This window comes from Palleronia pelagia (assembly GCF_900110115.1).
In the GTDB taxonomy this organism is placed as follows: Bacteria; Pseudomonadota; Alphaproteobacteria; order Rhodobacterales; family Rhodobacteraceae; genus Palleronia; species Palleronia pelagia.
In genome coordinates, this window is the sequence record NZ_FOCM01000005.1 from 239,767 (window position 1) to 263,111 (window position 23,345).

23 protein-coding genes are annotated in these 23,345 nt (G+C 66.0%); 14 read left to right on the top strand and 9 right to left on the bottom strand.

The genetic code is table 11. The features are described 5' to 3' along the window. Window positions 1–17: 17 nt before the first annotated feature. The 6 genes from BMX96_RS19660 to BMX96_RS12685 all read left to right on the top strand — a co-directional run bounded on the left by BMX96_RS19660 (window position 18) and on the right by BMX96_RS12685 (window position 4,390). Window positions 18–179, top strand: coding sequence for a hypothetical protein (locus BMX96_RS19660; RefSeq protein ID WP_175481737.1), 162 nt, complete (start codon window positions 18–20; stop codon window positions 177–179). A 147-nt stretch (window positions 180–326) separates the two neighbouring features. Continuing rightward, window positions 327–1,634, top strand: a complete 1,308-nt coding sequence (gene purB, locus BMX96_RS12670; RefSeq protein ID WP_091845828.1) for an adenylosuccinate lyase — start codon at window positions 327–329, stop codon at window positions 1,632–1,634. Window positions 1,635–1,731: 97 nt separating this feature from the next. After that, a complete protein-coding gene (locus BMX96_RS19350; RefSeq protein ID WP_236737055.1) occupies window positions 1,732–1,893 on the top strand; it encodes a carbohydrate-binding module family 14 protein in 162 nt (53 codons plus the stop codon). 26 nt (window positions 1,894–1,919) lie between these two features. After that, a complete protein-coding gene (locus BMX96_RS12675; RefSeq protein WP_175481738.1) occupies window positions 1,920–2,264 on the top strand; it encodes a tetratricopeptide repeat protein in 345 nt (114 codons plus the stop codon). Window positions 2,265–2,341: 77 nt separating this feature from the next. Beyond that, a complete protein-coding gene (locus BMX96_RS12680; RefSeq protein ID WP_236737056.1) occupies window positions 2,342–3,415 on the top strand; it encodes a flagellar motor switch protein FliG in 1,074 nt (357 codons plus the stop codon). 72 nt (window positions 3,416–3,487) lie between these two features. After that, a complete protein-coding gene (locus BMX96_RS12685) occupies window positions 3,488–4,390 on the top strand; it encodes a lysophospholipid acyltransferase family protein (RefSeq protein WP_236737057.1) in 903 nt (300 codons plus the stop codon). A gap of 19 nt (window positions 4,391–4,409) precedes the next feature. On the opposite strand, the gene BMX96_RS12690 is transcribed toward BMX96_RS12685, so the two are convergent. Continuing rightward, on the bottom strand, window positions 4,410–5,102 hold the full coding sequence (locus tag BMX96_RS12690) for a DUF1223 domain-containing protein (RefSeq protein WP_175481739.1): 693 nt from the start codon (window positions 5,100–5,102) through the stop codon (window positions 4,410–4,412). Window positions 5,103–5,303: 201 nt separating this feature from the next. Between BMX96_RS12690 and acnA the strand changes: the two genes are divergently transcribed. Continuing rightward, window positions 5,304–8,105: an aconitate hydratase AcnA gene (gene acnA / locus BMX96_RS12695; protein ID WP_091845831.1), complete on the top strand. Its 2,802-nt coding sequence runs from the start codon at window positions 5,304–5,306 to the stop codon at window positions 8,103–8,105. A gap of 112 nt (window positions 8,106–8,217) precedes the next feature. Here the strand turns inward: acnA and BMX96_RS12700 are convergent, their stop codons facing one another. Beyond that, the gene (locus BMX96_RS12700) at window positions 8,218–9,108 is read right to left on the bottom strand and encodes a LysR family transcriptional regulator (RefSeq protein ID WP_091845832.1); all 891 of its coding nucleotides are present in this window, start codon (window positions 9,106–9,108) and stop codon (window positions 8,218–8,220) included. A 103-nt stretch (window positions 9,109–9,211) separates the two neighbouring features. Here BMX96_RS12700 and BMX96_RS12705 point away from each other — a divergent pair, with 103 nt between their 5' ends. Then, window positions 9,212–9,709, top strand: a complete 498-nt coding sequence (locus BMX96_RS12705; RefSeq protein WP_091845833.1) for a lactoylglutathione lyase family protein — start codon at window positions 9,212–9,214, stop codon at window positions 9,707–9,709. A 72-nt stretch (window positions 9,710–9,781) separates the two neighbouring features. Here the strand turns inward: BMX96_RS12705 and BMX96_RS12710 are convergent, their stop codons facing one another. Further along, complete coding sequence (locus BMX96_RS12710) at window positions 9,782–10,072, bottom strand: hypothetical protein (RefSeq protein WP_091845834.1); 291 nt, start codon at window positions 10,070–10,072, stop codon at window positions 9,782–9,784. 463 nt (window positions 10,073–10,535) lie between these two features. On the opposite strand from BMX96_RS12710, the gene BMX96_RS12715 reads away from it, so the two are divergent. Then, complete coding sequence (locus tag BMX96_RS12715) at window positions 10,536–10,901, top strand: lipocalin-like domain-containing protein (RefSeq protein WP_139210094.1); 366 nt, start codon at window positions 10,536–10,538, stop codon at window positions 10,899–10,901. 92 nt (window positions 10,902–10,993) lie between these two features. Here the strand turns inward: BMX96_RS12715 and BMX96_RS12720 are convergent, their stop codons facing one another. From BMX96_RS12720 to BMX96_RS12745, 6 genes are all read right to left on the bottom strand, one after another. Continuing rightward, on the bottom strand, window positions 10,994–12,133 hold the full coding sequence (locus BMX96_RS12720) for an alpha-hydroxy acid oxidase (protein WP_236737058.1): 1,140 nt from the start codon (window positions 12,131–12,133) through the stop codon (window positions 10,994–10,996). After that, window positions 12,133–12,876, bottom strand: coding sequence for an SDR family oxidoreductase (locus BMX96_RS12725; protein ID WP_091845836.1), 744 nt, complete (start codon window positions 12,874–12,876; stop codon window positions 12,133–12,135). The genes BMX96_RS12720 and BMX96_RS12725 overlap by 1 nt, the downstream gene beginning before the upstream one ends. A gap of 12 nt (window positions 12,877–12,888) precedes the next feature. Next, entirely contained in the window at window positions 12,889–13,653 is a 765-nt protein-coding gene (locus tag BMX96_RS12730; protein ID WP_091845837.1) for a glucose 1-dehydrogenase, read from the bottom strand. A 3-nt stretch (window positions 13,654–13,656) separates the two neighbouring features. Continuing rightward, complete coding sequence (locus BMX96_RS12735; protein ID WP_091845838.1) at window positions 13,657–14,955, bottom strand: M24 family metallopeptidase; 1,299 nt, start codon at window positions 14,953–14,955, stop codon at window positions 13,657–13,659. Window positions 14,956–15,027: 72 nt separating this feature from the next. After that, on the bottom strand, window positions 15,028–15,837 hold the full coding sequence (locus BMX96_RS12740; protein WP_091845839.1) for an SDR family NAD(P)-dependent oxidoreductase: 810 nt from the start codon (window positions 15,835–15,837) through the stop codon (window positions 15,028–15,030). A gap of 27 nt (window positions 15,838–15,864) precedes the next feature. Then, the gene (locus BMX96_RS12745) at window positions 15,865–17,601 is read right to left on the bottom strand and encodes an ABC transporter substrate-binding protein (RefSeq protein WP_091845840.1); all 1,737 of its coding nucleotides are present in this window, start codon (window positions 17,599–17,601) and stop codon (window positions 15,865–15,867) included. Between the two features lie 303 nt (window positions 17,602–17,904). Here BMX96_RS12745 and BMX96_RS12750 point away from each other — a divergent pair, with 303 nt between their 5' ends. From BMX96_RS12750 to BMX96_RS12770, 5 genes are all read left to right on the top strand, one after another. Continuing rightward, on the top strand, window positions 17,905–18,870 hold the full coding sequence (locus BMX96_RS12750; RefSeq protein WP_073129705.1) for a sugar ABC transporter substrate-binding protein: 966 nt from the start codon (window positions 17,905–17,907) through the stop codon (window positions 18,868–18,870). An 89-nt stretch (window positions 18,871–18,959) separates the two neighbouring features. Further along, window positions 18,960–19,766: an SDR family NAD(P)-dependent oxidoreductase gene (locus tag BMX96_RS12755; protein WP_091845841.1), complete on the top strand. Its 807-nt coding sequence runs from the start codon at window positions 18,960–18,962 to the stop codon at window positions 19,764–19,766. Window positions 19,767–19,816: 50 nt separating this feature from the next. Continuing rightward, window positions 19,817–20,791 carry an ABC transporter permease gene (locus BMX96_RS12760; protein WP_091845842.1) on the top strand — a complete coding sequence of 325 codons (975 nt, stop codon included), beginning with the start codon at window positions 19,817–19,819 and terminating at the stop codon, window positions 20,789–20,791. Between the two features lie 15 nt (window positions 20,792–20,806). Then, window positions 20,807–21,808 carry an ABC transporter permease gene (locus BMX96_RS12765; RefSeq protein WP_073129712.1) on the top strand — a complete coding sequence of 334 codons (1,002 nt, stop codon included), beginning with the start codon at window positions 20,807–20,809 and terminating at the stop codon, window positions 21,806–21,808. Beyond that, window positions 21,805–23,319 (top strand): sugar ABC transporter ATP-binding protein, encoded by a 1,515-nt coding sequence (locus tag BMX96_RS12770; protein WP_091845843.1) that lies wholly within the window; start codon window positions 21,805–21,807, stop codon window positions 23,317–23,319. Before BMX96_RS12765 ends, BMX96_RS12770 begins: the two co-directional genes overlap by 4 nt. The last annotated feature ends 26 nt before the right edge of the window (window positions 23,320–23,345 follow it).

Here is a 23,345-nt window from a genome sequence, read left to right on the forward strand (position 1 = left end):
CGACGAAGGACAGACACATGACCCTGATCGAACAGATCCGCAAAACCATCGAACAGCGCGCGCAATACGCCCGCACCCGCGACGCCCTGCGCGCCCTGCCCCTGCAGACCCAGATCGACCTCGACCTGAACGCACGCGACACCGACGCGATCGCGCACCGGGCCGTCTATGGACACTGATCCCTCGACAGCCTCGACCCTCTGAAAGGCGCAGCCACCGGTTGCGCCTTTCGCATTTGCAGCATCCCGCGAGGCACCCACACCTTGCCCGGCCCCGCCCGGCGGCGTATCAGCCCGGCAATTGTCGCTGACCCGCAGGTGCCGCCCATGATCCCCCGTTACGCCCGCCCCGAGATGACCGACATCTGGGAGCCCGCCACCAAGTTCCGCATCTGGTACGAGATCGAGGCGCATGCCTGCGACGCCATGGCCGACCTGGGCGTCATCCCGCGCGAGAACGCCGAGGCCGTCTGGAAGGCCAACGACGTGGAGTTCGACGTGGCCCGCATCGACGAGATCGAGGCCGTCACCAAGCACGACGTCATCGCCTTCCTGACCCACCTGGCCGAGCACGTGGGCAGCGAGGAGGCCCGCTTCGTCCACCAGGGCATGACCAGCTCGGACGTTCTGGATACCTGCTTCAACGTCCAGCTCGTGCGCGCCGCCGACCTGCTGCTGGCGGACCTGGACAAGCTGCTGGCCGCGCTCAAGAAACGCGCGATGGAGCACAAGATGACCGTGCGCGTGGGCCGCAGCCACGGCATCCACGCCGAGCCCACGACCATGGGCCTGACCTTCGCCCGCTTCTACGCCGAGATGGACCGCAACCGCGCGCGCCTTCAGGCCGCGCGGGCCGAGGTCGCGACCGGCGCCATCAGCGGCGCGGTCGGCACCTTTGCCAATATCGACCCCCGCGTGGAAGAGCATGTCTGCGCCAAGCTGGGCCTGACGCCCGAGCCGATCAGCACGCAAGTCATCCCGCGTGACCGGCACGCCATGTTCTTCGCCACGCTGGGCGTCATCGCCTCGTCCATCGAGAACATCGCGGTCGAGATCCGGCACATGCAACGGACCGAGGTGCTGGAAGGGGCCGAGTTCTTCTCGCTAGGGCAGAAGGGCAGCTCGGCCATGCCGCACAAGAAGAACCCCGTCCTGACGGAGAACCTCACGGGCCTCGCCCGGCTGGTCCGCATGACCGTGACTCCCGCGATGGAGAACGTGGCGCTCTGGCACGAGCGCGACATCTCGCACTCCTCGGTCGAGCGGGGCATCGGCCCCGACGCCACCGTGACGCTGGATTTCGCGCTGAACCGGCTGGCGGGCGTCGTCGACAAGATGCTGATCTTCTCCGACAACATGCTGGAGAACATGAACAAGTTTCCCGGCCTGGTGATGTCGCAACGGGTGCTCCTGGCCCTGACCCAGGCGGGCGTCAGCCGCGAGGACGCCTATTCCATGGTGCAACGCAACGCGCTGAAGGTGTGGGAAGAGCGGCTCGACTTCCGCGAGCTGCTGCTGGCCGATGCCGAAGTCGTCGCCGCCCTGGGCGAGGACGGCATCAACGAAAAGTTCGACATGGACTATCATACCAAGCATGTGGACACGATCTTTGCCCGCGTTTTCGGCGAAACCTGACCTGTTCCGATCTGTCGCAGGCAAAGGCGGCTTCCGGCGGTGACTTTACGTGGGGTCATGATACCTTGCTTCCTATCGCAACAGACAGGATCGGAGCATGATCATGACCCTCAAGATTGCCCTGACCACGGCCGTTCTGGCCATCGCCCCCGGACTGGCGGTGGCTCAATGCGAATGGTCGAAACAGGTCTCGATGACCTGCGCCGCCGGCACGGTCTACGACAGCGAATCGCAAAGCTGCGTCCCGGTGTCGAGCTGACCACCCGTCCGCGCGTTCCGCGCGGAATGGTATCGAAATGGCCCGCCGCGGTTCTCGTGGCGGGCCTTTTGCTGTGCGCCGCCACGCCAGGCGCCGCGGCGCGGGACACGCCCGCACATCTTGCGCAGGCGGTTGCCCTGATCGAAGACGGCGATGCCGAGGCAGCGCAGGCGATCCTGTCCGACACCGTGTCCGCGTCGCCCGATGACTTGCTGGCACGCGCCCACCTGGGCCGCGCGTTCATCGCGCTTGGAGACATCGAAGCGGCCCGCGGCCAACTGACCGAGATCCGGCGCCGGGGCGGCCGCGCCAGCTGGCCCGAGTTCCTGCTGCGCAGCGCCTTGGGCAACGGACCCAGCGCGGGCTACTGACCGGCCCGTCGTTACCGTTCCGTTTACCCCGGTGGCCTAGGGTGCCCGTCGTGACAGCCCAGCCACCGGAGCCCGCCATGGACGGACAGATCGCGCTCAGGCCCGAACCTCCAGACCCCGGCCTGCCCCGCCGGATCCCCGGCATGATCGACCCGCGCACCCTGACCCGCCGCCAGAAGGCGGCCATCGTCGTGCGCCTGCTGCTGGCCGAGGGCGCGACCCTGCCGCTGAGCGAGCTGCCCGAGCCGTTGCAGGCCGAGCTGACCACCCAGATGACGCAGATGCGCTTCGTCGACCGCGCCACCCTGCGCGACGTGGTCGAGGAATTCGCCTCCGAACTCGATTCGATCGGGCTCAGCTTTCCCGGCGGGCTGGAAGGCGCCCTGGGCATCCTCGAAGGCGCGATCAGCCCCGAGATCGCCGCACGGCTGCGCAAGCAGTCCGGCGCCATCTGGACCGACGACCCGTGGGAGACCATTGCCGAGTTCCCGCCCGAGAAGATCATGCCGCTGCTGCAACGCGAAAGCCCCGAGATCGGGGCGGTGATCCTGTCGAAGCTGAAGGTCGCCAAGGCGGCCGACCTGCTGTCGAAACTGCCCGGCGCCCTGGCCCGGCGGCTGACCCTGGCGGTCTCGGAGACCGCCGATATCGCGCCCTCGACCGTGCGCCGCATCGGCGTGGCGCTGGCCGCTGAGCTGAAGGCCGAACCGCCCCGCGCCTTCCCCGCCGCGGCGGTGGAACGGCTGGGGGCGATCCTGAACGTGTCGACCTCGGTCACCCGCGAAGAGGTCCTGGAAGGGCTCGACGCCGAGGACGCCGAACTGGGCAGCCAGGTGCGCAAGGCGATCTTCACCTTCGAGAACATCCCCGATCGCGTGGCCGCGCGCGATGTGCCGGTGGTGGTCAAGGGCGTGGACCAGGACATCCTGATCCTGGCCATCGCCGGCGCGACCGAGAAGACGCAGGCGACGGTGGACTACCTGCTGGCCAACATGTCCCAGCGCCTGGCCGACACCATGCGCGACGAGGCGGGCGAGTTGGGCAAGATCGCCCCCGCCGAAGTCGAGCGCGCCGAAACCGCCGTCGTCTCGGCCATCCGCGAGGCGGTCGATGCCGGCGAGATCAAGCTGATCGCCGAGGACGAGGAGTAGCGCGCCCCGTTGTGATCGGGCTGCACGCCGCGTATGTCGAAGGCGATCCGTTCCTTGCGAAAGCGCCCGAAGGTGTCTGCCACGAAACCGCCCAGCCCCCTACACAAGATCCAGAACCTTGTGATCCGTGGGCTGCTGGGGGTCGTCCTGGCGTTGCCCTATCGCACGCGGGTGCGCACCATGGGCTGGATCTGCGCCCACATGATCGGCCCCGCCGTGGGCTGGCGCAAGCGCATCCGCAAGAACCTGGCGCTGGTCTGCCCCGACATGCCCGCCGCCGAGGTGAAACGGCTGGAACGGGCGGTGGCGAACAACGTGGGCCGCACATTGATCGAGATCTACTCGGGCGCCGAGTTCAAGGATCACGTGCGCGGCACGCCCCTGGCCGGCCCGGGGCTGGAGCCGTTCCTGGCCGCCCGCGCCGAGGGCCGCCCGGTGGTGCTGGTCACTGCGCATCTGGGCAATTTCGACAGCCTGCGCGCGACCCTGTTCCACGAGGGCCACGGCCTGGGCGCCCTGTATCGCCCGATGAAGAACGCGGCCTTCAACGACCACTACGTCCGCGCCCTGACTCAGATCGGCGCGCCGCTGTTTCCGGCGGATCGCAAGGGCATCACCGGCTTCGTGCGTCACCTGGCCGACGGCGGCATCATCGGCATCCTGACCGACGTCTATTCCATGAGGGGCGCCGACGTGACCTTCTTCGGTCAGCCCGCGCCTACCGCCGTGTCGGCTTGCGAATGGGCGGTGAAGTTCGACGCGCTGGTGATCCCCTGCTACGGAATCCGCCGGCCCGACGGGCTGAACTTCGATATCCATCTCGAGGCGCCGATCCCGTCGGGCGACCCGGTCGAGATGACGCAGGCGATCAACGACAACCTGGAAGGCTGGGTGCGGCGGCACATGGACCAGTGGTTCTGGATACATCGCCGCTGGAAGCCCGAGCGCAAGCGCGCCGTCCCGACCGAAAGCTGACGTTGCGCGGGCGCCGCTCTCAGTCCACGCGGGCGGCGGCGACGATCTCGCCCGGGCCCTGCCGTTGCAGGATGATCGCGGCGGGCGGCGTGGCGGTGGTGGTCAGGTTCAGCGGCGCCTCGCCCGTCCATTCGCCCACCGTGCGCCAGGTCTTGACGATGTTGTGGTATTCGAATGTATGGCCGGCATTCTCGCCCCGCTCGATCGAGACCGTTTCGGCCGGCGTGTATTCGACGACCTGCACAAGCGCGGGCCGCTCGAACGCCCCGGCGGCGGGGGCCTGGATGGTCAGGCTGTCGCCGTCGCGCAGGACCGTCAGCGCGACCGGATCGGCGCGGTCACGATGCTTGTCGATCAGCTCCATCACCTGCAGTGGCCGGTTGCCCACCACGTGATCGACGCCGCCCACGACCATCTGCGGGGTATAGATCGTGCGCTGCGCGGCGGCGCGGGCGTAGCCCTTCTGCCGCTTGGTGAAACCGGGCTGGGCGAACCTGTCCTTCCAGCCGATGTAGTCCCAATAGTCCACGTGCAGCGCCAGGGGCAGCACGCCCTCCATCCGGGCCAAGCGACCCATCAGCTCGTCGGCGGGTGGGCAGGCCGAGCAGCCCTGCGAGGTGTAGAGTTCGATGACGACGGGCTGTTCCTCCGCCTCCGCGACCATGGGCGCAAAACAGGCCGCCAGCGCCAGTCCACGGATCCATCGAAGCATGCGTCGTCCTCTCGTCGTTGCCCTGATCCTCCTATAGAGACGAAGGTCCCAAAGCCAATCAAGGAATTGCGACTGGCCGAAACATGCGGTTTGCATACATATGCATACCGACATTGACAGCCGCCCCCACCAGCCCTATTACGTTGGATCAATCGCGACACAAATGTCAGTTGATCCCTTTCCCTTTTCAAGGAGACCGCCATGCCCATCGAGGTTGGACAGGACACCAATAAAACCCGCAAGACGCTCGAAGTCGGCGGCAGTTCCTATGCCTATTATTCCATCGACGCGGCCTCGCAGGCGGGGCTTGGCGATTTCTCTCGCCTGCCGGTGTCGCTGAAGGTGCTGCTTGAGAACCTGCTGCGCTTCGAGGACGGCAACACCGTCACCACCGACGACATCAAGGCCTTCGCCGACTGGGCCGAGAACGGCGGCAACACCAACCGCGAGATCGCGTACCGCCCCGCCCGCGTGCTGATGCAGGACTTCACGGGCGTGCCTGCCGTGGTCGACCTGGCCGCCATGCGCGACGGCATCGTCAGCCTCGGCGGCGACGCGCAGAAGATCAACCCGCTGAACCCCGTGGACCTGGTCATCGACCACTCGGTCATGATCGACGAGTTCGGCAACCCGCGCGCCTTCCAGATGAACGTGGACCGCGAGTACGAGCGCAACATCGAGCGTTACCAGTTCCTGAAATGGGGCCAGAAGGCGTTCGAGAACTTCCGCGTCGTGCCGCCCGGCACCGGCATCTGTCACCAGGTGAACCTGGAGTACCTGGCCAAGACCGTGTGGTCCGACAAGGACCAGAACGGCGACATGGTGGCCTATCCCGATACGTTGGTGGGCACCGACAGCCACACCACCATGGTCAACGGCGCGGCCGTCCTGGGCTGGGGCGTGGGCGGCATCGAGGCCGAGGCCGCCATGCTGGGCCAACCCGTGTCGATGCTGATCCCCGAGGTCGTGGGCTTCAAGCTGACCGGCGCAATGCCCGAGGGCACCACTGCCACCGACCTCGTGCTGAAGGTCTGCGAGATGCTGCGCGAAAAGGGCGTGGTTCAGAAATTCGTCGAATTCTACGGTGACGGTCTGGACAACGTTCCGCTGGCCGACCGCGCGACCATCGGCAACATGTCACCCGAGTTCGGCGGCACCTGCGCCTTCTTCCCCATCGACGACGAAACCCTGCGCTACCTGACCCAGACGGGCCGCGACGCCGAGACCATCAAGCTGGTCGAAGCCTACGCCAAGGAGCAGGGACTGTGGCGCACCCCGGGCGCCGAGCCGGTCTTCACCGACACGCTCGAGCTGGACATGTCCACGGTGAAGCCCGCCATCTCGGGGCCGAAGCACCCGCAGCAGCATATCGATCTCGACAAGGCCGCGACGGATTTCCACGCCTATATCGACGGCCAACGCAAGAACGGCGAAGGCCAGAAGCGCGCCGAGGTCCGGTGGGAAGCCGAGGGCGGCCAGCCGGCGCCGAAAGAGATCCCCGGCAACACCGGCAAGCACAAGCGCGCGCACGTCACGATGAAGGACATCGACGGCGAGGAGAAGACGTTCGAGCTGCACGACGGCTCGATCGTGATCGCCTCGATCACGTCCTGCACCAACACGTCGAACCCCTACGTGATGATCGGCGCCGGCCTCGTCGCCCGCAAGGCCCGCGAACTGGGGCTCGATCGCCAGCCCTGGGTCAAGACCTCGCTCGCCCCGGGCAGCCAGGTCGTGTCGTCCTACCTCGAGCAGACGGGCCTGCAGGAAGACCTGGACGCCATCGGCTTCAACCTGGTGGGCTATGGCTGCACCACCTGCATCGGCAACTCGGGCCCCATCGCCGACGAGCTGTCGAAGGCCATCGCCGAGAACGACCTGATCGCCTGCTCGGTCCTGTCGGGCAACCGCAACTTCGAGGGCCGGATCAGCCCCGACGTGCGCGCCAACTACCTGGCCTCGCCGCCGCTGGTCGTGGCCTACGCCCTGGTCGGCGACATGAACGTGGACATTACGCGCGAGCCGCTGGGCCAGGACAAGGACGGCAACGACGTCTACCTCAAGGACCTGTGGCCCTCGCAACAGGAGATCGCCGAGCTGGTCGAGAAGACCGTCACGCGCGAGATGTTCCAGGAGAAATACGCCGACGTCTTCAAGGGCGACGAGAAGTGGCGCGAAGTCGAGACCACCGACAGCGAGACCTACAACTGGCCGGCCGCGTCGACCTATGTCCAGAACCCGCCCTACTTCCAGGGCATGGACACCGAGGCCGGCACGATCAGCAACATCGACGGCGCGCGGATGCTGGCGCTGCTGGGCGACATGGTAACCACCGACCACATCAGCCCCGCCGGGTCGTTCAAGGAAACCTCGCCCGCGGGTGAGTACCTGACCGAGCGGCAGGTGCAGCCGCGCGAGTTCAACTCGTACGGGTCGCGCCGCGGCAACCACGAGGTGATGATGCGCGGCACCTTCGCCAACATCCGCATCCGCAACGAGATGCTGGACGGCGTGGAAGGCGGCTTCACCAAGGGCCCCGATGGCGAGCAGATGTCGATCTACGACGCCGCGATGAAGTACCAGGAGCAAGGCACGCCGCTGGTCGTGATCGCGGGTGAGCAGTACGGCGCCGGCTCCAGCCGCGACTGGGCCGCCAAGGGCACCGCGCTTCTGGGCGTGAAGGCCGTGATCGCGTCCAGCTACGAGCGGATCCACCGTTCGAACCTGGTGGGCATGGGCGTCCTGCCCTTCGAGTTCACGGGCGGCGACGACCGCAAGAGCCTGGAACTGACCGGAGACGAGACCTTCGCGATCCACGGTCTCGAGGACGACTTCAAGCCGCAGGCCGAGGTGCCCTGCACCATCACCTATGCCGACGGTTCGACGAAGGAGATCACGCTGAAGTCGCGCATCGATACCGCGATCGAGATCGACTACGTCAAGAACGGCGGCGTGCTGCACTACGTGCTGCGCCGCCTGGCCGACACGGCAACGGCCGCCTGAGGCGTCGGACAGACAGGAATAAGGGCCGGTGGCACCACGCCACCGGCCCTTTTCTTTTGGGGGTGTCCGCATTTCGTGTTGGCCACGTCGCTTCAGACGGACGAGCCTGCGCTCACCGGAGTTGTCCAGCCGCTTCTTCGATGATGTCCCGCGCATGGCGCGCCCTCGCCGACAAGCAGCGGCCGCGGCGCATGACGAGCCAAAGGTCGTGCCAACGGCGCTTCGGAAGCTGAAAGACGGAGAGGCTCGCCTTGTTGACGAAAGCTTCCAAGCCACTTCGGGGTAGAAGTGTGTAGCCGACCCCCTCGGCCACGGGGGCAGGGATCTGGCCGATCTGGTTGACCGAACCGCGCAGCCTCAGCTGGTCAGCACCAGGATAGTCGTCCGGGAAATTCAATCGCAGCAAGTCGTCGGCATAGCCGTAGCCGTCTGGGTGAGCAATGAAACCACGCGCATCGAGGTCGGCGAAAGACATGGGCGTGTCGGCTGCGTGCGCTGGAAGGACAAGACACAGCTCCTCCCGTCCGATGTGCCTGGCCTCCAGCCGCACGTGGTCCGGGTCCGCCCCCAGCACACCCAGGTCGAAACGTCCTTCCAGCAGCCCGGCCAGGATCTCGGCCTGCGGAGCCGCCTTCAGGTGGACACTCAGGTCGGGCGCGGCGCGCATCCAGGGCAGCAGCGTGGGGTAGAGTAGCATCGCGAAGCTGCCAGAGCAGGCGAAATGAACCGGCCCCGCGTCCCGATCATCCGTCTCGATGTCGTCGCGCAGGCGCTTTTCTTCGGCCCGGCGGGACAGGCCAAGGCCGAAGACCGCCTCGCCCGCTGGAGTGAGGGTGAAGCTCTTACCCTGTCGGCTGATCAGCGCCTGTCCGACCTGCTGTTCGAGCTTCCGGAGATGCTGGCTCACGCCGGGTTGTGTCATGTTCAGACGCTCCGCGGCGCGGGTGAAGTGCCCGGTTTCGCACAGTGTGGTGAAGGTCTCGAGCCAAGTTGCGTTGAGCATCGTATGATAACGCTATGTTATTACTTCTATCCCAAACGATAATTTCACAAAGCGGCATCCAAAGTCCATATCGGCTCCGACGTAACCCGAATGGAGATATGACATGACCCGGACACCCCGCACCTTTTCCCACATCGGCCTGTCCGTTCCGGACCTCGACGCTGCCGTGAAATTCTACTCGGACGTGCTTGGCTTTTACGTCGTGATGGCGCCTTCCGAGGCGGTCGAGGACGACAGCGCCATCGGCGTAATGTGCACGGACGTGTTCGGCCCCGGATGGGGCTCGCTCAGGATCGCGCACCTGTCGACCGCTGATGGCATAGGTATCGAGATCTTTGAGTTCCCCGGCAACTACGCGCCGGAAGACAATCTCGAGCACAAGCGCCATGGCACCTTCCACTTCGCGGTGCAGGACCCGGACATCGAAGGCCTGGCACAACGCATCGTCGAATCCGGCGGGCGACAGCGGATGCCGGTGCGCGAATACTTCCCAGGGAGCAAGCCCTACAAGATGGTCTACGTCGAAGACCCGTTCGGCATTGTCTTCGAGCTTTACAGCCACAGCTACGAGCTCACTTATTCCGCGGGTGCCTACGAATAGTCGACCGCGCCGGCTTCGTGTGACCCGGGGCCGGCACAATCCGGCACCACATTGGCCTGGGGCGGCCCGCAATCACGACGAACTGAGTATGTCCGCAGGCGGCACCCCAGCCAGTCGGACCTCAAGCCACCGAATGTAGCCGTTGAGGTTCTTCGTAGCCGGTCCGCAGAAGGGCTTGATGAACCTCTTGTAGCAGGCGTGGAGCGAGTTGACATTCTGGATGTGATAGCAGCCCGCCGCGACGCGCGTGCCCGGCTTGCTCCCGACAACGAAGTGCTTCAGGCCGTGGGCCGCCGCGAGATCTGCGTAGCCGTTGCCTCCGTCCGAACAGAGCACCGCGTCAGCAGGCACCAGGGGTGTCATGGCGCGCTCCGCGGTTGCGCTCCTGCGGTTCGGCGGTCTTCGGAAGAGGCGGGACCCGCCGCGATCAGCGACGGTCAGAACGGGAAGCGCGGGCGTCCTTGATCTGGGCCGAATTCAGCTTGCCGAGGGCATCGAGAAAACGGCGAAAGTCGTGGTGTAGCAAGGGCGTCCTCCGCGGGAAAAGCGGAGTAACATAGGCGCGTTCGTGAAATCACGAAGCGCACCAGCACGGCTTGCGACCCCCCCCTTTTCTTTTGGGGGTGTCCGCATTTCGTGTTGGTCACCAACAACGGGCTTTCCACCAGAGCGCCCAGAGGTGCTGAACTCTGATTGACCCGTCGAACAACGCTCTGGGCAAACAATCAAGCAGCGTTCATCATCTGGATCAGCATGGACAAGGAGAGGACTTGGATGGCGGATGTCGACGCATTGATCGGTTCGTGGCGCATGGACGCGCACATCGGTGGAGACGGGCGAAACCACTGATGCCCTGGGAGCCTCTCCTGTTGGCTATATCGCGTATCATCGCTGTGGACGGATGATGGCATCTGTCTTCCGACGTGATCGTATTCCGCCGAAAGGCCAAGCATGGAGTGAAAAGGAGAAGGCGGAGCTATTAGACGATATGCTCGCCTATGTCGCCTCCTACCGCATCGAGGGTAATCGAGTGATCCACGAGGTTGATGGTTCGTGGAACCCGAACTGGCAGGGCGCTCTGGAACGTCCGTTCACGCTGGAAAACAACCGCCTGGTCATCAGCGGGGCTCCCGGCACCGACCCCACCACAGGCGAGGAAGTGGTCTACCGGATGGAGTTCACCCGGGACTGATCCATGGAAGCGCGGCAAGGTCACCCCCGACCGAAGTGGTGTGAACCAACACGGTTTGCGGACACCCCCTTCTTTCTAGCGGAGACGCGGTCTCAGCGCGGGCGCGACAGCGCCTCGGGGCCGACCGCGTCGAAGGATCCGGCGCCCAGCTGTCCCAGCGCGCGTTCCAGCTCCAGCCGCAGGATATCCAGCGCCCGCTCGGCGCCCTTGGCCCCGCCTGCGCCCACGCCGAAGGCCAGTGCCCGGCCCGTGAGGCAGAAATCGGCGCCCAGCGCCTTGGCGCGCAGCAGGTCGGCGCCGCGGCGGATGCCGCTGTCGACCAGCACCGCCATGCGGCCGGCCACCCGGTCCGCGATGGCCGGAAGCGCCTCGATCGTGGGCGGCCCGAAGGCCACCTGCCGCCCGCCGTGGTTCGACACCACGACGCCGTCACAGCCCAGCTCGGCGCATTTCGCGGCGTCTTCGGCGTGCAGGATGCCCTTCACCAGCAGCTTGCCCTTCCACCGCGCGCGCAGACGCTTCAGGTCCTCCCAGTCGAAACTGGGGGTGATCAGCGTCTTCTGCACGTCGGCATAGGACGTGGCCGCCTTCAGCAGGTCGGCGTAATTGGCGATGTTGGGCTTGCCATGCGCGGCGCTTTCCAGCGACCAGCGCGGGTTCTTGGCCAGCTGCACCATGACCTCGGGCGTGAACTTGAACGGCACGGCCAGCTGGTTGCGAATATCGCGGTCGCGCTTGCCGGCGGCGGGCACATCCGCCGTGACCATCATCACCGGGTAACCGGCGGCCTCGGCCCGGTCGACCAGGCCGTCGGTCACGCCCTGGTCGGCCGAGACGTAAAGCTGGAACCAGCCGTTGCCGTCCGCGGCCTCGGCCAGACGCTCCAGCGTGGTCGAGGCGGCGGAACTGGCGACGTAGGGCATGTTCGCCCGCTTGCACAGCCGCGCGAGCGTCACGTCGGCCTCGGGCCAGAATGCGTTCAGCATCCCGATGGGCGCCATTCCGAACGGCAGGTCGAAATCCTGCCCCAGCACGCTGGCGCGCGTGTCGATCCGGCCCACGTCGGTCATGTAGCGGGGCGTCAGCTCGATCTCTTCGAAGGCTTCCGCGTTGCGCCGCATGTTCCGCTCGGATTCGGCCCCGCCATCCACGAGGTCGAAGGCGAAACGCGGGATCCGGCGCTTGGCCATGGCACGCAGGTCGTCGATCGAGGCGGCCCGGTCCAGTCGCATCAGATGGACCACCCGCCATCGATGGCGAAGGCCTGCCCGGTGGTGAAGGCCGACATGTCGCCGGCGAGATAGCACACCATCTCGGCGATCTCGTCGGGCTGGCCCAGCCGGCCCATGGGCTGGCGTGCGGTGAAATCCCGGTGCGCCTTCTCGTAGTCGCCGGTATCGGCCAGCCGCTGTTGCAGCGACGGGCTTTCGACCGTGCCGGGACAGATCGCGTTGCAGCGGATGCCCTGCTTGACGAAATCGGCGGCGATGGACTTGGTCATGCCGATGATCGCGGCCTTGGACGACCCGTAGGCAAAGCGCGTCGGCGCGCCCTTCAATGACGACACGACCGAGGCAATGTTGACGATCGAGCCCTGCCCCGCCTCGAGCATCCCCGGCAGGACGGCGCGGGTGATCCGGTAGGTGGCCTTGGCGTTGAGTGCGAAGGACCGGTCCCAAGCGTCCTCGTCACAGTCGAGGATGCTTCCGGTATGCACCCAGCCCGCGCAGTTCACCAGCACGTGCACCGGCGCGATCTCGCCCACCAGCGCGGCGACCGCGTCGGCATCCATCACGTCCAGCTTGCGGGCGGTGATCCGGTCGGAGGTGGCGGCCAGGTCCTCGACGGCAGCGCCGTCAATATCGGTGGCGATGACGCTCGCCCCGCGCGCGGCCAGCGCTTCGGCCGAGGCGCGGCCGATGCCCGCCCCCGCGGCCGTGACCAGCGCGGTCTTGCCTGTCAGTGTCTGATCCATCGAATAGCTCCTTCAGCGGGCCAGCCAGCCGCCATCCACCGTCACGACGCTGCCATGGCAGTAGGCGGCTGCGTCGGAGGCAAGGAAGACGGCGGCACCGGCGATCTCGGACGGCTCGGCGAAGCGGCCCGCCGGGATCCGGTCGAGCAGCGCCTTCGACCGGTCCGGGTCATCGCGCAGGGCCTGGGTGTTGTCGGTGGCGGTATAACCGGGCGCGATGGCGTTCACGTTCACGCCCTTCCCCGCCCATTCGTTGCACAGCGCCCGGGTCAGCCCGAGCACCGCGTGCTTGCTGGACGCGTAGCCCGGCACGAACAGCCCACCCTGCGAGCTGAGCACCGAGGCCACGTTGACGATCTTGCCCGATCCCTGCGCCACCATGTGACGTCCCGCCGCCTGGCACAGCAGCCAGACGGAATCGAGGTTCACCGACAGCACCCGCCGCCAGTCTTCCAACGGCATGTCGGTCGATGCTTCGCGGTGGATGATGCCCGCGTTGTTCACCAGGATATCCAGTCCGCCCAGCGCGTTGGCGGCGAAGGATACGACCTCGTCCGCCTGCGCCTGGTCCATGCCGGCGAAATCGGCGCGCACGGCGGCGGCCTTCACCCCGTGCGCCCGGATCCTGTCGAGCGTCTCGTCCGGTTCGTGGCTGCGATAGGTCAGCGCCACGTCGGCGCCGGCGGCGGCAAGGCCGAGGGCAATGCCCTCGCCGATGCCGGTCGCCCCGCCGGTCACAAGTGCTTTTCGCCCGGTCAGATCGAAGGGGTTGGTCATGGGTCAGTACCTGTTTGCAATGGGCAGTTCCTCGGCCGGGAACAGGCTGATCACTTCGCATCCATCCTCGGTCACCACGACCTCTTCCTCGATGCGCGCGGCGGAATATCCGTCGGCGGCCGGGCAATAGGTTTCAAGCGCGAAGACCATGCCGGTCTGGATCTCCATGGGGTGATCCATGGACACCGCCCGGCTGATGATCGGCCGCTCGTGCAGCGCCAGCCCCAGGCCGTGTCCGAATTGCAGGCCGAAGGCCGCGTCCTCGTTGGGGAAACCCAGCGACTCGGCCGTGGGCCAGACCTCGGCCACCTTGTCGGTGGACACGCCCGGCTTGATCATCGCGATCGAGGCATCGATCCATTCCCGCGCCTTCACGTAGGCATCGTTCTGCGCCGGGGTGGCGCGGCCGATGTTGAAGGTCCGGTAATAGCAGGTCCGATAGCCCTGGTAGGATTGCAGGATGTCGAAGAACGCCTGGTCACCGGGGCGGAAATACCGGTCGGTGAAGTTGTGGGGGTGCGGATTGCACCGCTCGCCCGAGATGGCGTTGATCGCCTCGACGTCGTCGGAGCCCATCTCGTAGAGCATCTTGTTCGACAATGCGACGATGTCGTTCTCGCGGATGCCGGGTTTCAGCTCTTCGTAGATCATGTGGTATACGCCATCGACCATCGAGGCGGCCTGCGTCAACAGCTGGATCTCGTCCCAGTTCTTGATCTCGCGCGCGGCAAGCATGATCTGCTGGCCGTCGACCACGTTGATCCCCTCTTCCTTCAGGGCATGGAACATCGCGGTCTCGGCATAGTCGACGCCCACCGGCATGTTCGCCATGCCCGCGTCCTTGATGAGCTGGGCGATCATCTTGGCGTATTTGCGCATGAGCCCGAACTCGGGCGGGATGGTCCCGCGCATGCCGACGACGCCCGCAAGGCAGTGGTCGGGTTCCAGCCAGTCCGAGTATTTCTGGTGGTGCACCGCGGCCGAGCCGAAGTCCCAGACATAGGGCGAGTCGTCGCCGGTCAGCAGGCAGAAGCGGCACATCTTGTCCCGTTCCCATTCGCCGATCTTGGTGGCGCTGACGTAGCGGATGTTGTTCACGTCGAACAGCAGCAGCGAGCCCGCGTTCGAGTTCTTGAGCGACTGGCGCGTGCGGGCCAGGCGATAGCGGCGCAGGCGGTCGTGGTCGATTCGGCGTTCGAAATCCACCGACATGTGACCCGAGGCGGGCAGCTTGCCCTCCCAGCGCCAGTTCGGCTCGAGATCCTGCGGCGTCAGCAAGTTGGGCATCAGGGCGCGTGACATGGTGTTCTCCTTCCGGGCGCGCATGGCAGCGGCGCCCATGATTTGTGGTGGGGGATCGACGGGGGTGCGGCGTTACTTCGTGACCCAGCCGCCATCGACCGAGATCATCTGCCCGGTCATGTAGTCGCTGTCGTCGCTGGCCAGGAACGAGGCGGTGCCGACGATGTCCTTCGGGTAGGACACGCGCTTGATGACCAGGTTGTTCTCGACGATGTCGTCATAGGCCTGGCCCGCGCGCTCCTTGAAGCCGATCTCGACCAGGTCCTTGTCCAGCTGCTCCCACAGCGGCGTGACGACGACGCCGGGGGCGTAACCATTTACGGTGATGTTGTGCTCGGCCAGGCCCAGCGCGCCGCATTCGGTCAGGGCGAGGCAGCCGTATTTCGACGTGCAGTACACGGTCACGTCCACCAGCGGCTTGCGCGACGCGATGCTGCCCACGTTGATCAGCTTGTAGGGGTGATTCTCCATGGGCCCCTGCGCGATCATCTGCTTGGCGGTCTCCTGCATGCCAAGCCACATGGCCTTGGTGTTCACGTTCATGATGAGGTCCCAATTGTCCTCGTCGATGTCCATGAAGAAGCGCGGCTTGTTCAGGCCGGCATTGAAGAGGCCCACGTTGATCGAGCCGAAGGCGTCGACCGTGGCCTTCACGGCGGCGGCGTTGTCCGCGCGCTTTGTGACGTCCATCTTCACCGCGATCGCCTTGCCGTTGCCGGCGCTGTTGATCCGCTCGGCGACCTTCTGCGCTTCGGCCTCGTCCAGGTCGCCCAGCGTGACGTTCGCGCCCTGCGCGGCAAAGCTTTCGGCGTTCGCGGCACCCATGCCGCGGGCGGCGCCGGTGATCAGGATGTTCTTTCCCTTCAGGCGGTTGGGGTCCATGGTGTCTCCTCCTCGATGAGTCGTTGTTCAGCGTTTCAGCAAGTCGTCCGCGCGGGCCTGGGCCGCGCGCAGGGCGGCGCGCGGCGATTGCACCCCGCGCAGCATGTCGTGGAATTCCTCGCCGCAGATCTGGAAGATGCCCGAGATCTCGGGGACCGGCGGGCGCGGCCAGAATTGCAGCTCGTCGCGCCAGGACATCTCGTCCACCGCCTCGAAGATGGTGGAAAGACGGCGCACCTCGGGGTCGGCCGCGACGGTGTAGCGGGGGTTGGTGCGGCTGCCGTTCTGGACGTACAGCTTCTGCGCCTCGGGCGAGGTGAAGACGCACAGCGCCTCGGCCGCGGCGGCGATCCGTTCCCGCGGCAGGTTGGCAGGGATGCCCAGCGCGTAGCCGCCCACATGGGCGATGGGCCGCCCGCCGCGCACCGGCGGATGCGGAAGGTAGCCGGTCTGGCCGTACGCGGGTGAACTCGGGTCGTTCTCGAAATACGGCGCAAGCAGGGTATAGCCATAGGCCATCGCCGCACGGCCCGCCGCGTAGGGGCGGATCCGCTCGTACCAGGACATCGACAGGATGTCGGGCGGCGAGTAGTCCAGCAGCTGCATCAGGAACTCGGCCGCGGCCAGGCCGGCCGGCGTGTCGATGGTGGCGCGGTAGTCGTGCCGCGCCAGCGACGCGGTGTCGAAGCCGCCCGCGATCTCGGGCATCGAGACGACGGGCTGGCCGAAATCGGCCATGGTCATCAGCACCGTATGCCCCAGGGCCGTGCCCCGCGCCGCGTTCCACGCGATGCCGTACCGCCCGCGCTGGGGTTGATGCAGCGTCCGCGCGGCGTCGAGCAGGTCGTCCGTCGTCTCGGGCGGGCGCAGCCCGGCCTCGGCGAATAGGTCGCGGCGATAGAACAGAAGCTCGGGCGTGGTCTGCGCCGGCACGCTGTAGGCGATGCCGCCCCAGTGCGTCGCGCTCCAGCCAGCCGTATGGAAATCGGCCGGGTCCAGCCGCGCGATGTCGAAGGCCCGCTCCAGCGGCATCAGCACGCCCGCCTCGGCGAATTCACCCATCCACGGCAGGTCGACCGCGATGATGTCATAGCGGCTGGTGGGACGTGCGGCGTTGCGCAGCGCCTCGGCCCGCAGCCGGTCGATCGAGAAGGCGCGCTGTTTTATCGGGACGCCGATGGCCTGCTCGAACTGGCGCTTGAGATTGACCATCACCATGAAGGTCGGATCGCCATGCACCAGGACCCGCAGGCCCGACGCCAGCTTCAGCGGATCGGTCCGCACCGGCAGCGGCGGGATCGAGCGGGCGGCGCTGTAGCTGCCGCCGAAGAAGTAATCCTGCGACTCGGCGCCCTGCCCGCCCCGGCCGAACTGCTGTTCACACAGCCGGCGCACGCGGCCCGACATCTGCATCCATTGCGACAGGAGCCGGTCGCTGGGATGCATGGAAAAGCTCTTGCCGGTGGCGGTGCGGGGACGCTGTTCGATCAGGCCCGCCGCGACCATGTCCTTCAGCCGCCGGTTCGCCGTGGCGTAGGGCACGCGGCTGGCGCCGATGACCGAGGTGGGCGTGACCACCCGCGCCTCGAAATGGCCGCGCAGCAGGTGCAGTGCCATGCGGAAATGCGGCTCGGGCGTGACCATGTCGAAGCCGTCTTCGATCTCGTCGCTGAATTCCTCGAGAAACGTCAGAATGGACAAGGCATCGTCGGGCGCCGCGCGTGGCGCGACCTCGTCCTGCCTATGCCCAACCATCGAATTCATTGCAGACGTGCCTTCCTCCCCGCGGCGTGACGCCGCTGGCAAAACACCCCTCAATCTGGACATTTTGTCGCGCTTCACGTTCGCACCTCTTGAAATTGTCCAACCTGGAAGGGCGATCATACGCGCAATTCATCCACTCCGGATAATATTTTATCCACATTGGACATCTTTCCGGCATTCGGGTGGGAACCGATCTCTCATATTGATCACGATCATTCGGTGGTTCGAATGATGGCGGGTGGGGCGAACCGGCCCGCTGAGAGGAATTGAACCAACATCTCTTACGTTTCGGGAGGAACGAAAATGAACCTTCGCAGCACCTTCGCCGCCACCACTGCGGCCACCGCGATGCTGGCCGGCGCCGCCTTCGCGGGCGAGCATGGCGGCACCATGCGCATCGGCATCACTCAGAACAACGTGGGCGTCGACAGCTACCAGACCACCTACGAGCAGGCCTTCATCGCCGCCGCCGAAGAGAACGAGAACGTCGAAACGGTCGTCCTGGACGCCGGCGGCGACGTGGCCCGCCAGATCGCCCAGATGGAAGACCTGATCCAGCAGGACGTCGACGCGATCATCATCTGGCCGACCAACGGCGAAGCCGTGATCCCCGCAGTGCGCAAGGCCGCGCAGGCCGACATCCCGGTGATCGTCACCAACTCCAACATCGCCGAGCAAGGCTTCGACTTCGTGGCCAGCTTCTCGGGCCCCGACAACATCACCCAGGGCGCACGCTCGGCCGAGATCATGTGCGACAAGTTCAAGGAAGAGGGCATCGAGGGCGAGGCCCGCGTCGTACAGATCAGCGGTCAGCCCGGCTACACCACCGCCATCGAGCGCGCCAAGGGCTTCGAGGATCGCCTGCCCGAGGTCTGCCCGGACGTCACGCTGGTCGAAACCCAGCCCGGCGACTGGAACCGCGAGAAGTCGCAGCAGGTCATGGAGGCCTTCCTGGTCAAGTATGACGACATCGACGGCGTCTATGCCGGCGACGACAACATGGGCGTGGGCGCCCTGAACGCCGCCAAGGCCGCGGGCCGCGACGGGATCATCTTCGTCGGCGCCACAAACTTCGCCGTGGGTTACGAGGCCATGGCGGCGGGCGATTACTGGGGCTCGATCTACCAGTCGCCGGTCGATGACGCGGAAGCCGCGCTGCAGACGGCCATCGACATCCTGAACGGCGAGGAAGTGCCCTTCCTGAACTACTTCGACACGCCGAAGATCACCCAGGACAACATGGACGAGTTCTCGAAGCCCGTCTTCTAAGACTCCTCCCGACGGCGGGGCGCGCGTGACTGCGGTACGCGCGCCCCGCACCTTTCAGACTACGGTAGAAGACGAACCCGGGGGGAGACATGGGACGCGTCGAAGGACGGGTATGCATCGTGACCGGTGCCGCACGCGGTATTGGACGCGCCATCGGCGAAGCGCTGGTGGCCGAGGGTGCCAAGGTCTGTTTCGCAGACATCAACGGCGATCAGGCCGCCGAAGTGGCCGAGGTCAGTGGCCGGAACGGCCATGCCGACGCCGTGACTTCCGCCAGGGTGGACGTGACCGACCGCGAGGCGGTGCGCGCCATGATCGCCCACACGGTCGAAAAATTCGGTCGGCTGGACGTGAAGTTCAACAACGCGGGCGTCAACAAGCCCATGAACTTCCTCGACGTGACCGACGACAACTGGAATTTCATCATGGGCGTCAACGGCCTGGGCTGCATGATCGGCATGCAGGAAGCCGCGCGCCAGATGATCGCGCAGGGCAAGGGCCCCGACGGCATCGCCGGCAAGATCATCAACACCGCCTCGATCGCGTCGCGGCAGGGCTTCGACAACGTCGCCCCCTACTGCGCGTCGAAATGGGCCGTCGTGTCGCTGACCCAGTCGGGCGCGCGCGGACTGGCCGAGCACGGGATCCCCGTGACCGGCTTCGCCCCCGGCGTGGTAGCCACCGAGATGTGGGAAGAGGTCGACCGCGACCTTCTGGAAATCGGCGCATCGCAACGGCCCGGCCAGGCGATGGAAGAGTTCTCGGCCGAGATCCTGAAGGGCCGCGTGGCCAAGCCGGACGACATCACCGGCACCACGACCTTCCTGGCCTCGAGGGACAGCGACTACATGACCGGCCAGATCGTCATGATCGACGGTGGCATGACCCTGGTTTGATTTCAGCGGACGGATCGCGGGCCGGACGGCCCAGCGCCCGAGGAGGAGCTATGGCGACACTTTCCAAGCAGAAGATCGGCAGCGTTCTGGCGAAACAGGGCATCCTGATCGCCTTTGCCGTGTTCATCGTGGCCTTCACACTGGCCAACAACAAGTTCCTCACCGTCGACAACGTCTTCTCGGTGGTGCGGTCCTCGGCTATCCTGGGGGTCATGGCGCTCGGCGTCACCTTCGTGGTGATCTCGGGCAACCTCGACCTGTCGGTGGGCTCGATGATGAGCTTCTCGACCATCGTGGTGCTGGATCTGCACGACAAGATCGGGCCGTTCCTCGCCATCCCGGCGATGTTCGCGATGACGCTGTGCCTCGGGGCCTTCATCGGGATACTCGTCGGGTATCTCAGGCTGAATTCACTGATCGTCACGTTGGGGATGCTCTCGGCGATCCATGGTCTGACGCTGACCTATTCGGGCGGCCAGAACATGGACATCGCCGACAAGGAAGGCACCTGGTTCAGCGTCTTCGGACAGGGCACTGCCCTGGGCATCCCGGTGCCGATCCTGATCTTTGCCCTGCTGGCCGCGGTGCTGGGGCTGATGCTGTCGCGCACGCCCTTCGGCCGCAAGGTCTATGCCGTGGGCGGCAATGGCACGGCCGCGACCTTCTCGGGCATCCGGCGCGCGCGCACGGTCTTCATGTGCTACATCCTGTCGGCCTTCTGCGTCGCCACCGCCGGATTGATCCAGGCCAGCCGCAGCCTGGGCTCGCAGAACACCGTGGGACAGGGCCTGGAGCTCGAGGTGCTGGCCGCCGTGATCCTGGGCGGCGCGTCCCTGATGGGCGGCTCGGGCACGATCTTCAAGACCGTGATCGGGGTGCTGATCCTGGGCTTCATCCAGAACGGGCTGCTGCTGCTCGGCCTGCAATTCTACGTCCAATACGTCGTGACCTGGGTGATCATCATCCTGGCCGTCTGGCTCGACATTGCCGCCAAGCGTGGCCGGCTCTGGTCGCCCATCGCCTGAGGAAGGAGCAAGACCATGCAACCTGGTGCACTGTCCAAGGCGCTGAAGAACGGCGCGATCTGGGGCTTCATCGTGCTCGAGCTGATCTTCTTCTCGGTCGCGGGAGAGTTCATGTCGCTCAGCGACACGGCCTTCATGGACTGGGAGAACATGCTGCTGCTGCTCAAGCAGTCGGCCCCCATCGGCATCATCGCGATGGGCATGACCATCGTGATGGTGAACGGCAATATCGACCTGAGCGTCGGGGCCACCTTCGCCATCGCCGCGATCATCCTGCTCGACAGCATGACATGGCCCTTCATGGCCGCCATGGGCGACTGGGCTATCCCCTTCGCGTGGCTGTTCGCGCTGATCGTGGGCACCCTGCTGGGCGCGCTGAACGGTCTGCTGGTCTGGAAGACCGGCGTCGACGCATTCATCGTCACGCTGGGGTCGATGCTGGGCTATCGCGGCATCGTCTTCATGTTCAACGGCGAGAACCCGACCAGCCACCTGAACTGGACCCTCGTGGACTTCGCCGAGGCCGAGTTCCTGGGGATCGCCACCGCGTCGTGGTTCCTGCTGGCCGCCACGGGGGCCATGTGGTTCCTGATGACCAAGACGGTCCACGGCCGAAACGCCTATGCCATCGGCGACAACCGCGAGGCGGCGGTGAACGCGGGCATCCGCGTCGGGCCGCACATGATGATCAACTTCGCGATCATCGGCTTTCTGGCGGCCCTGTCTGCGGTGGTCTTCTACTCGGAATCGGGGTCGGTAAACCCCAATGACGGCCAGCTCTACGAGTTGTGGGTCATCACCGCCGTCGTGCTGGGCGGCACCAAGATCACCGGCGGCGCGGGCAGCGTCATCGGCACCTTCGGCGGTGTCATCGCCATCCAGCTGTTGCGCAAGGGGCTGGGCCATATCGGCGCCGATACGTCCACGGTGAACCTCGTGATCGGCCTGATCCTGATCGCCGTGCTGTTCCTCGACCGTCAGCTGAACGTGAAGGGCAAGGAGGCCTTGAAGGTATGACCGATACGAAACCGATCCTGCGGCTCGACGGCATCGTCAAGACGTTCCCCGGCGTGCGGGCGCTCGACGGCGTGTCCTTCGCCGTGATGCCCGGCGAGGTCCACGCCCTGATGGGCGAGAACGGCGCCGGGAAATCCACCCTGATGAAGGTGCTGGGCGGCATCCACCAGCCCGATGGCGGGGCAATCTACATGGGCGACGAGCAGGTCGTCATGTCCGGCCCGCTGGAAGCCAAGGCCAAGGGCATCGTCTTCATCCACCAGGAGCTGAGCCTGGCCGAGGAGCTGACGGTGGCCGAGAACATCTACCTGGGCGAGCTGCCGCGCAAGAGCTTCGGCCGGGTCGACTGGAAGACCCTGGCCGAAAAGACCAACGCGATCCTGAAGAAGCTGCGGGTAGGCTTCGACGCCCTGACCCGGGTGGGCGACCTGTCGATCGCCAACCAGCAGATGGTCGAGATCGCCCGCGCCCTGACCGTCGACGCCAAGGCCGTGATCTTCGACGAGCCCACCGCATCGCTGACCGACGCCGAGAAGGTGGTGCTGTTCGACGTCATCAGCGACCTCAAGGCCGACGGCGTGGGCATCATCTATATCAGCCACCGGATGGAAGAGATCTTCAAGATCACCGACCGGATCAGCGTCCTGCGCGACGGTCAGTACCAGGGCACTGTCGCCACGCCCGAGACCGACGAGGAACGCGTCACCCAGATGATGATCGGCCGCAAGCTGGACCTGACGCGCAACGCGTCGCACCACGAACTGGGCGACGTCGCGCTCGAGGTGCGGGGCCTCAGCTGCGGCAAGCTCTACACCGATATCAGCTTCGAGGTGCGCCGCGGCGAGGTCGTGGGCTTCTACGGGCTGGTCGGCGCGGGCCGGACCGAGATCGCCGAGACGCTGTTCGGCCTGCGCGATCCCTCGGCCGGGCAGATCCTGCTCGACGGCGAAGAGGTCCGGCTGAACTCGCCCGTCGACGCCATCGCCCGCGGCATCAGCCTGGTCCCCGAGGACCGCAAGGGCCAGGGCCTGGTCCTGGGCATGAACTGCCGGGACAACATGACCCTGCCCCAGGTGGACGATTTGACCGCCGGTCCCTTCGTGGCCGAGGGCGCCGAGGTCGCCATCTTCGACCAGTATCGCGACCAGCTGGACATCCGCACGCCGGGCTGGCGGGCCCGGGTCGGAAACCTGTCGGGCGGCAACCAGCAGAAGATCGTCATCGGCAAGTGGCTGTCCATGCATCCCAGCCTGCTGATCGTGGACGAGCCCACGCGCGGCATCGATGTCGGAAGCAAGTCCGAGATCCACAAGCTGCTGCGCGGCCTCGCGGCCAAGGGCTATGCCGTCATGGTCATCAGCTCGGAAATGCCCGAGGTGCTGCACGTATCGGATCGGATCGTGGCCATGTATTCCGGCCGGATCATGCGGACCTTCACCTCGGACGAGGTGACCGAGGACAGCCTGATCCAGGCGATCTCGGGCCTGGGCGGTGACGGCAAAGCCGCCTGAGCCCCTGCCCCTTTTTCAGACGCGTG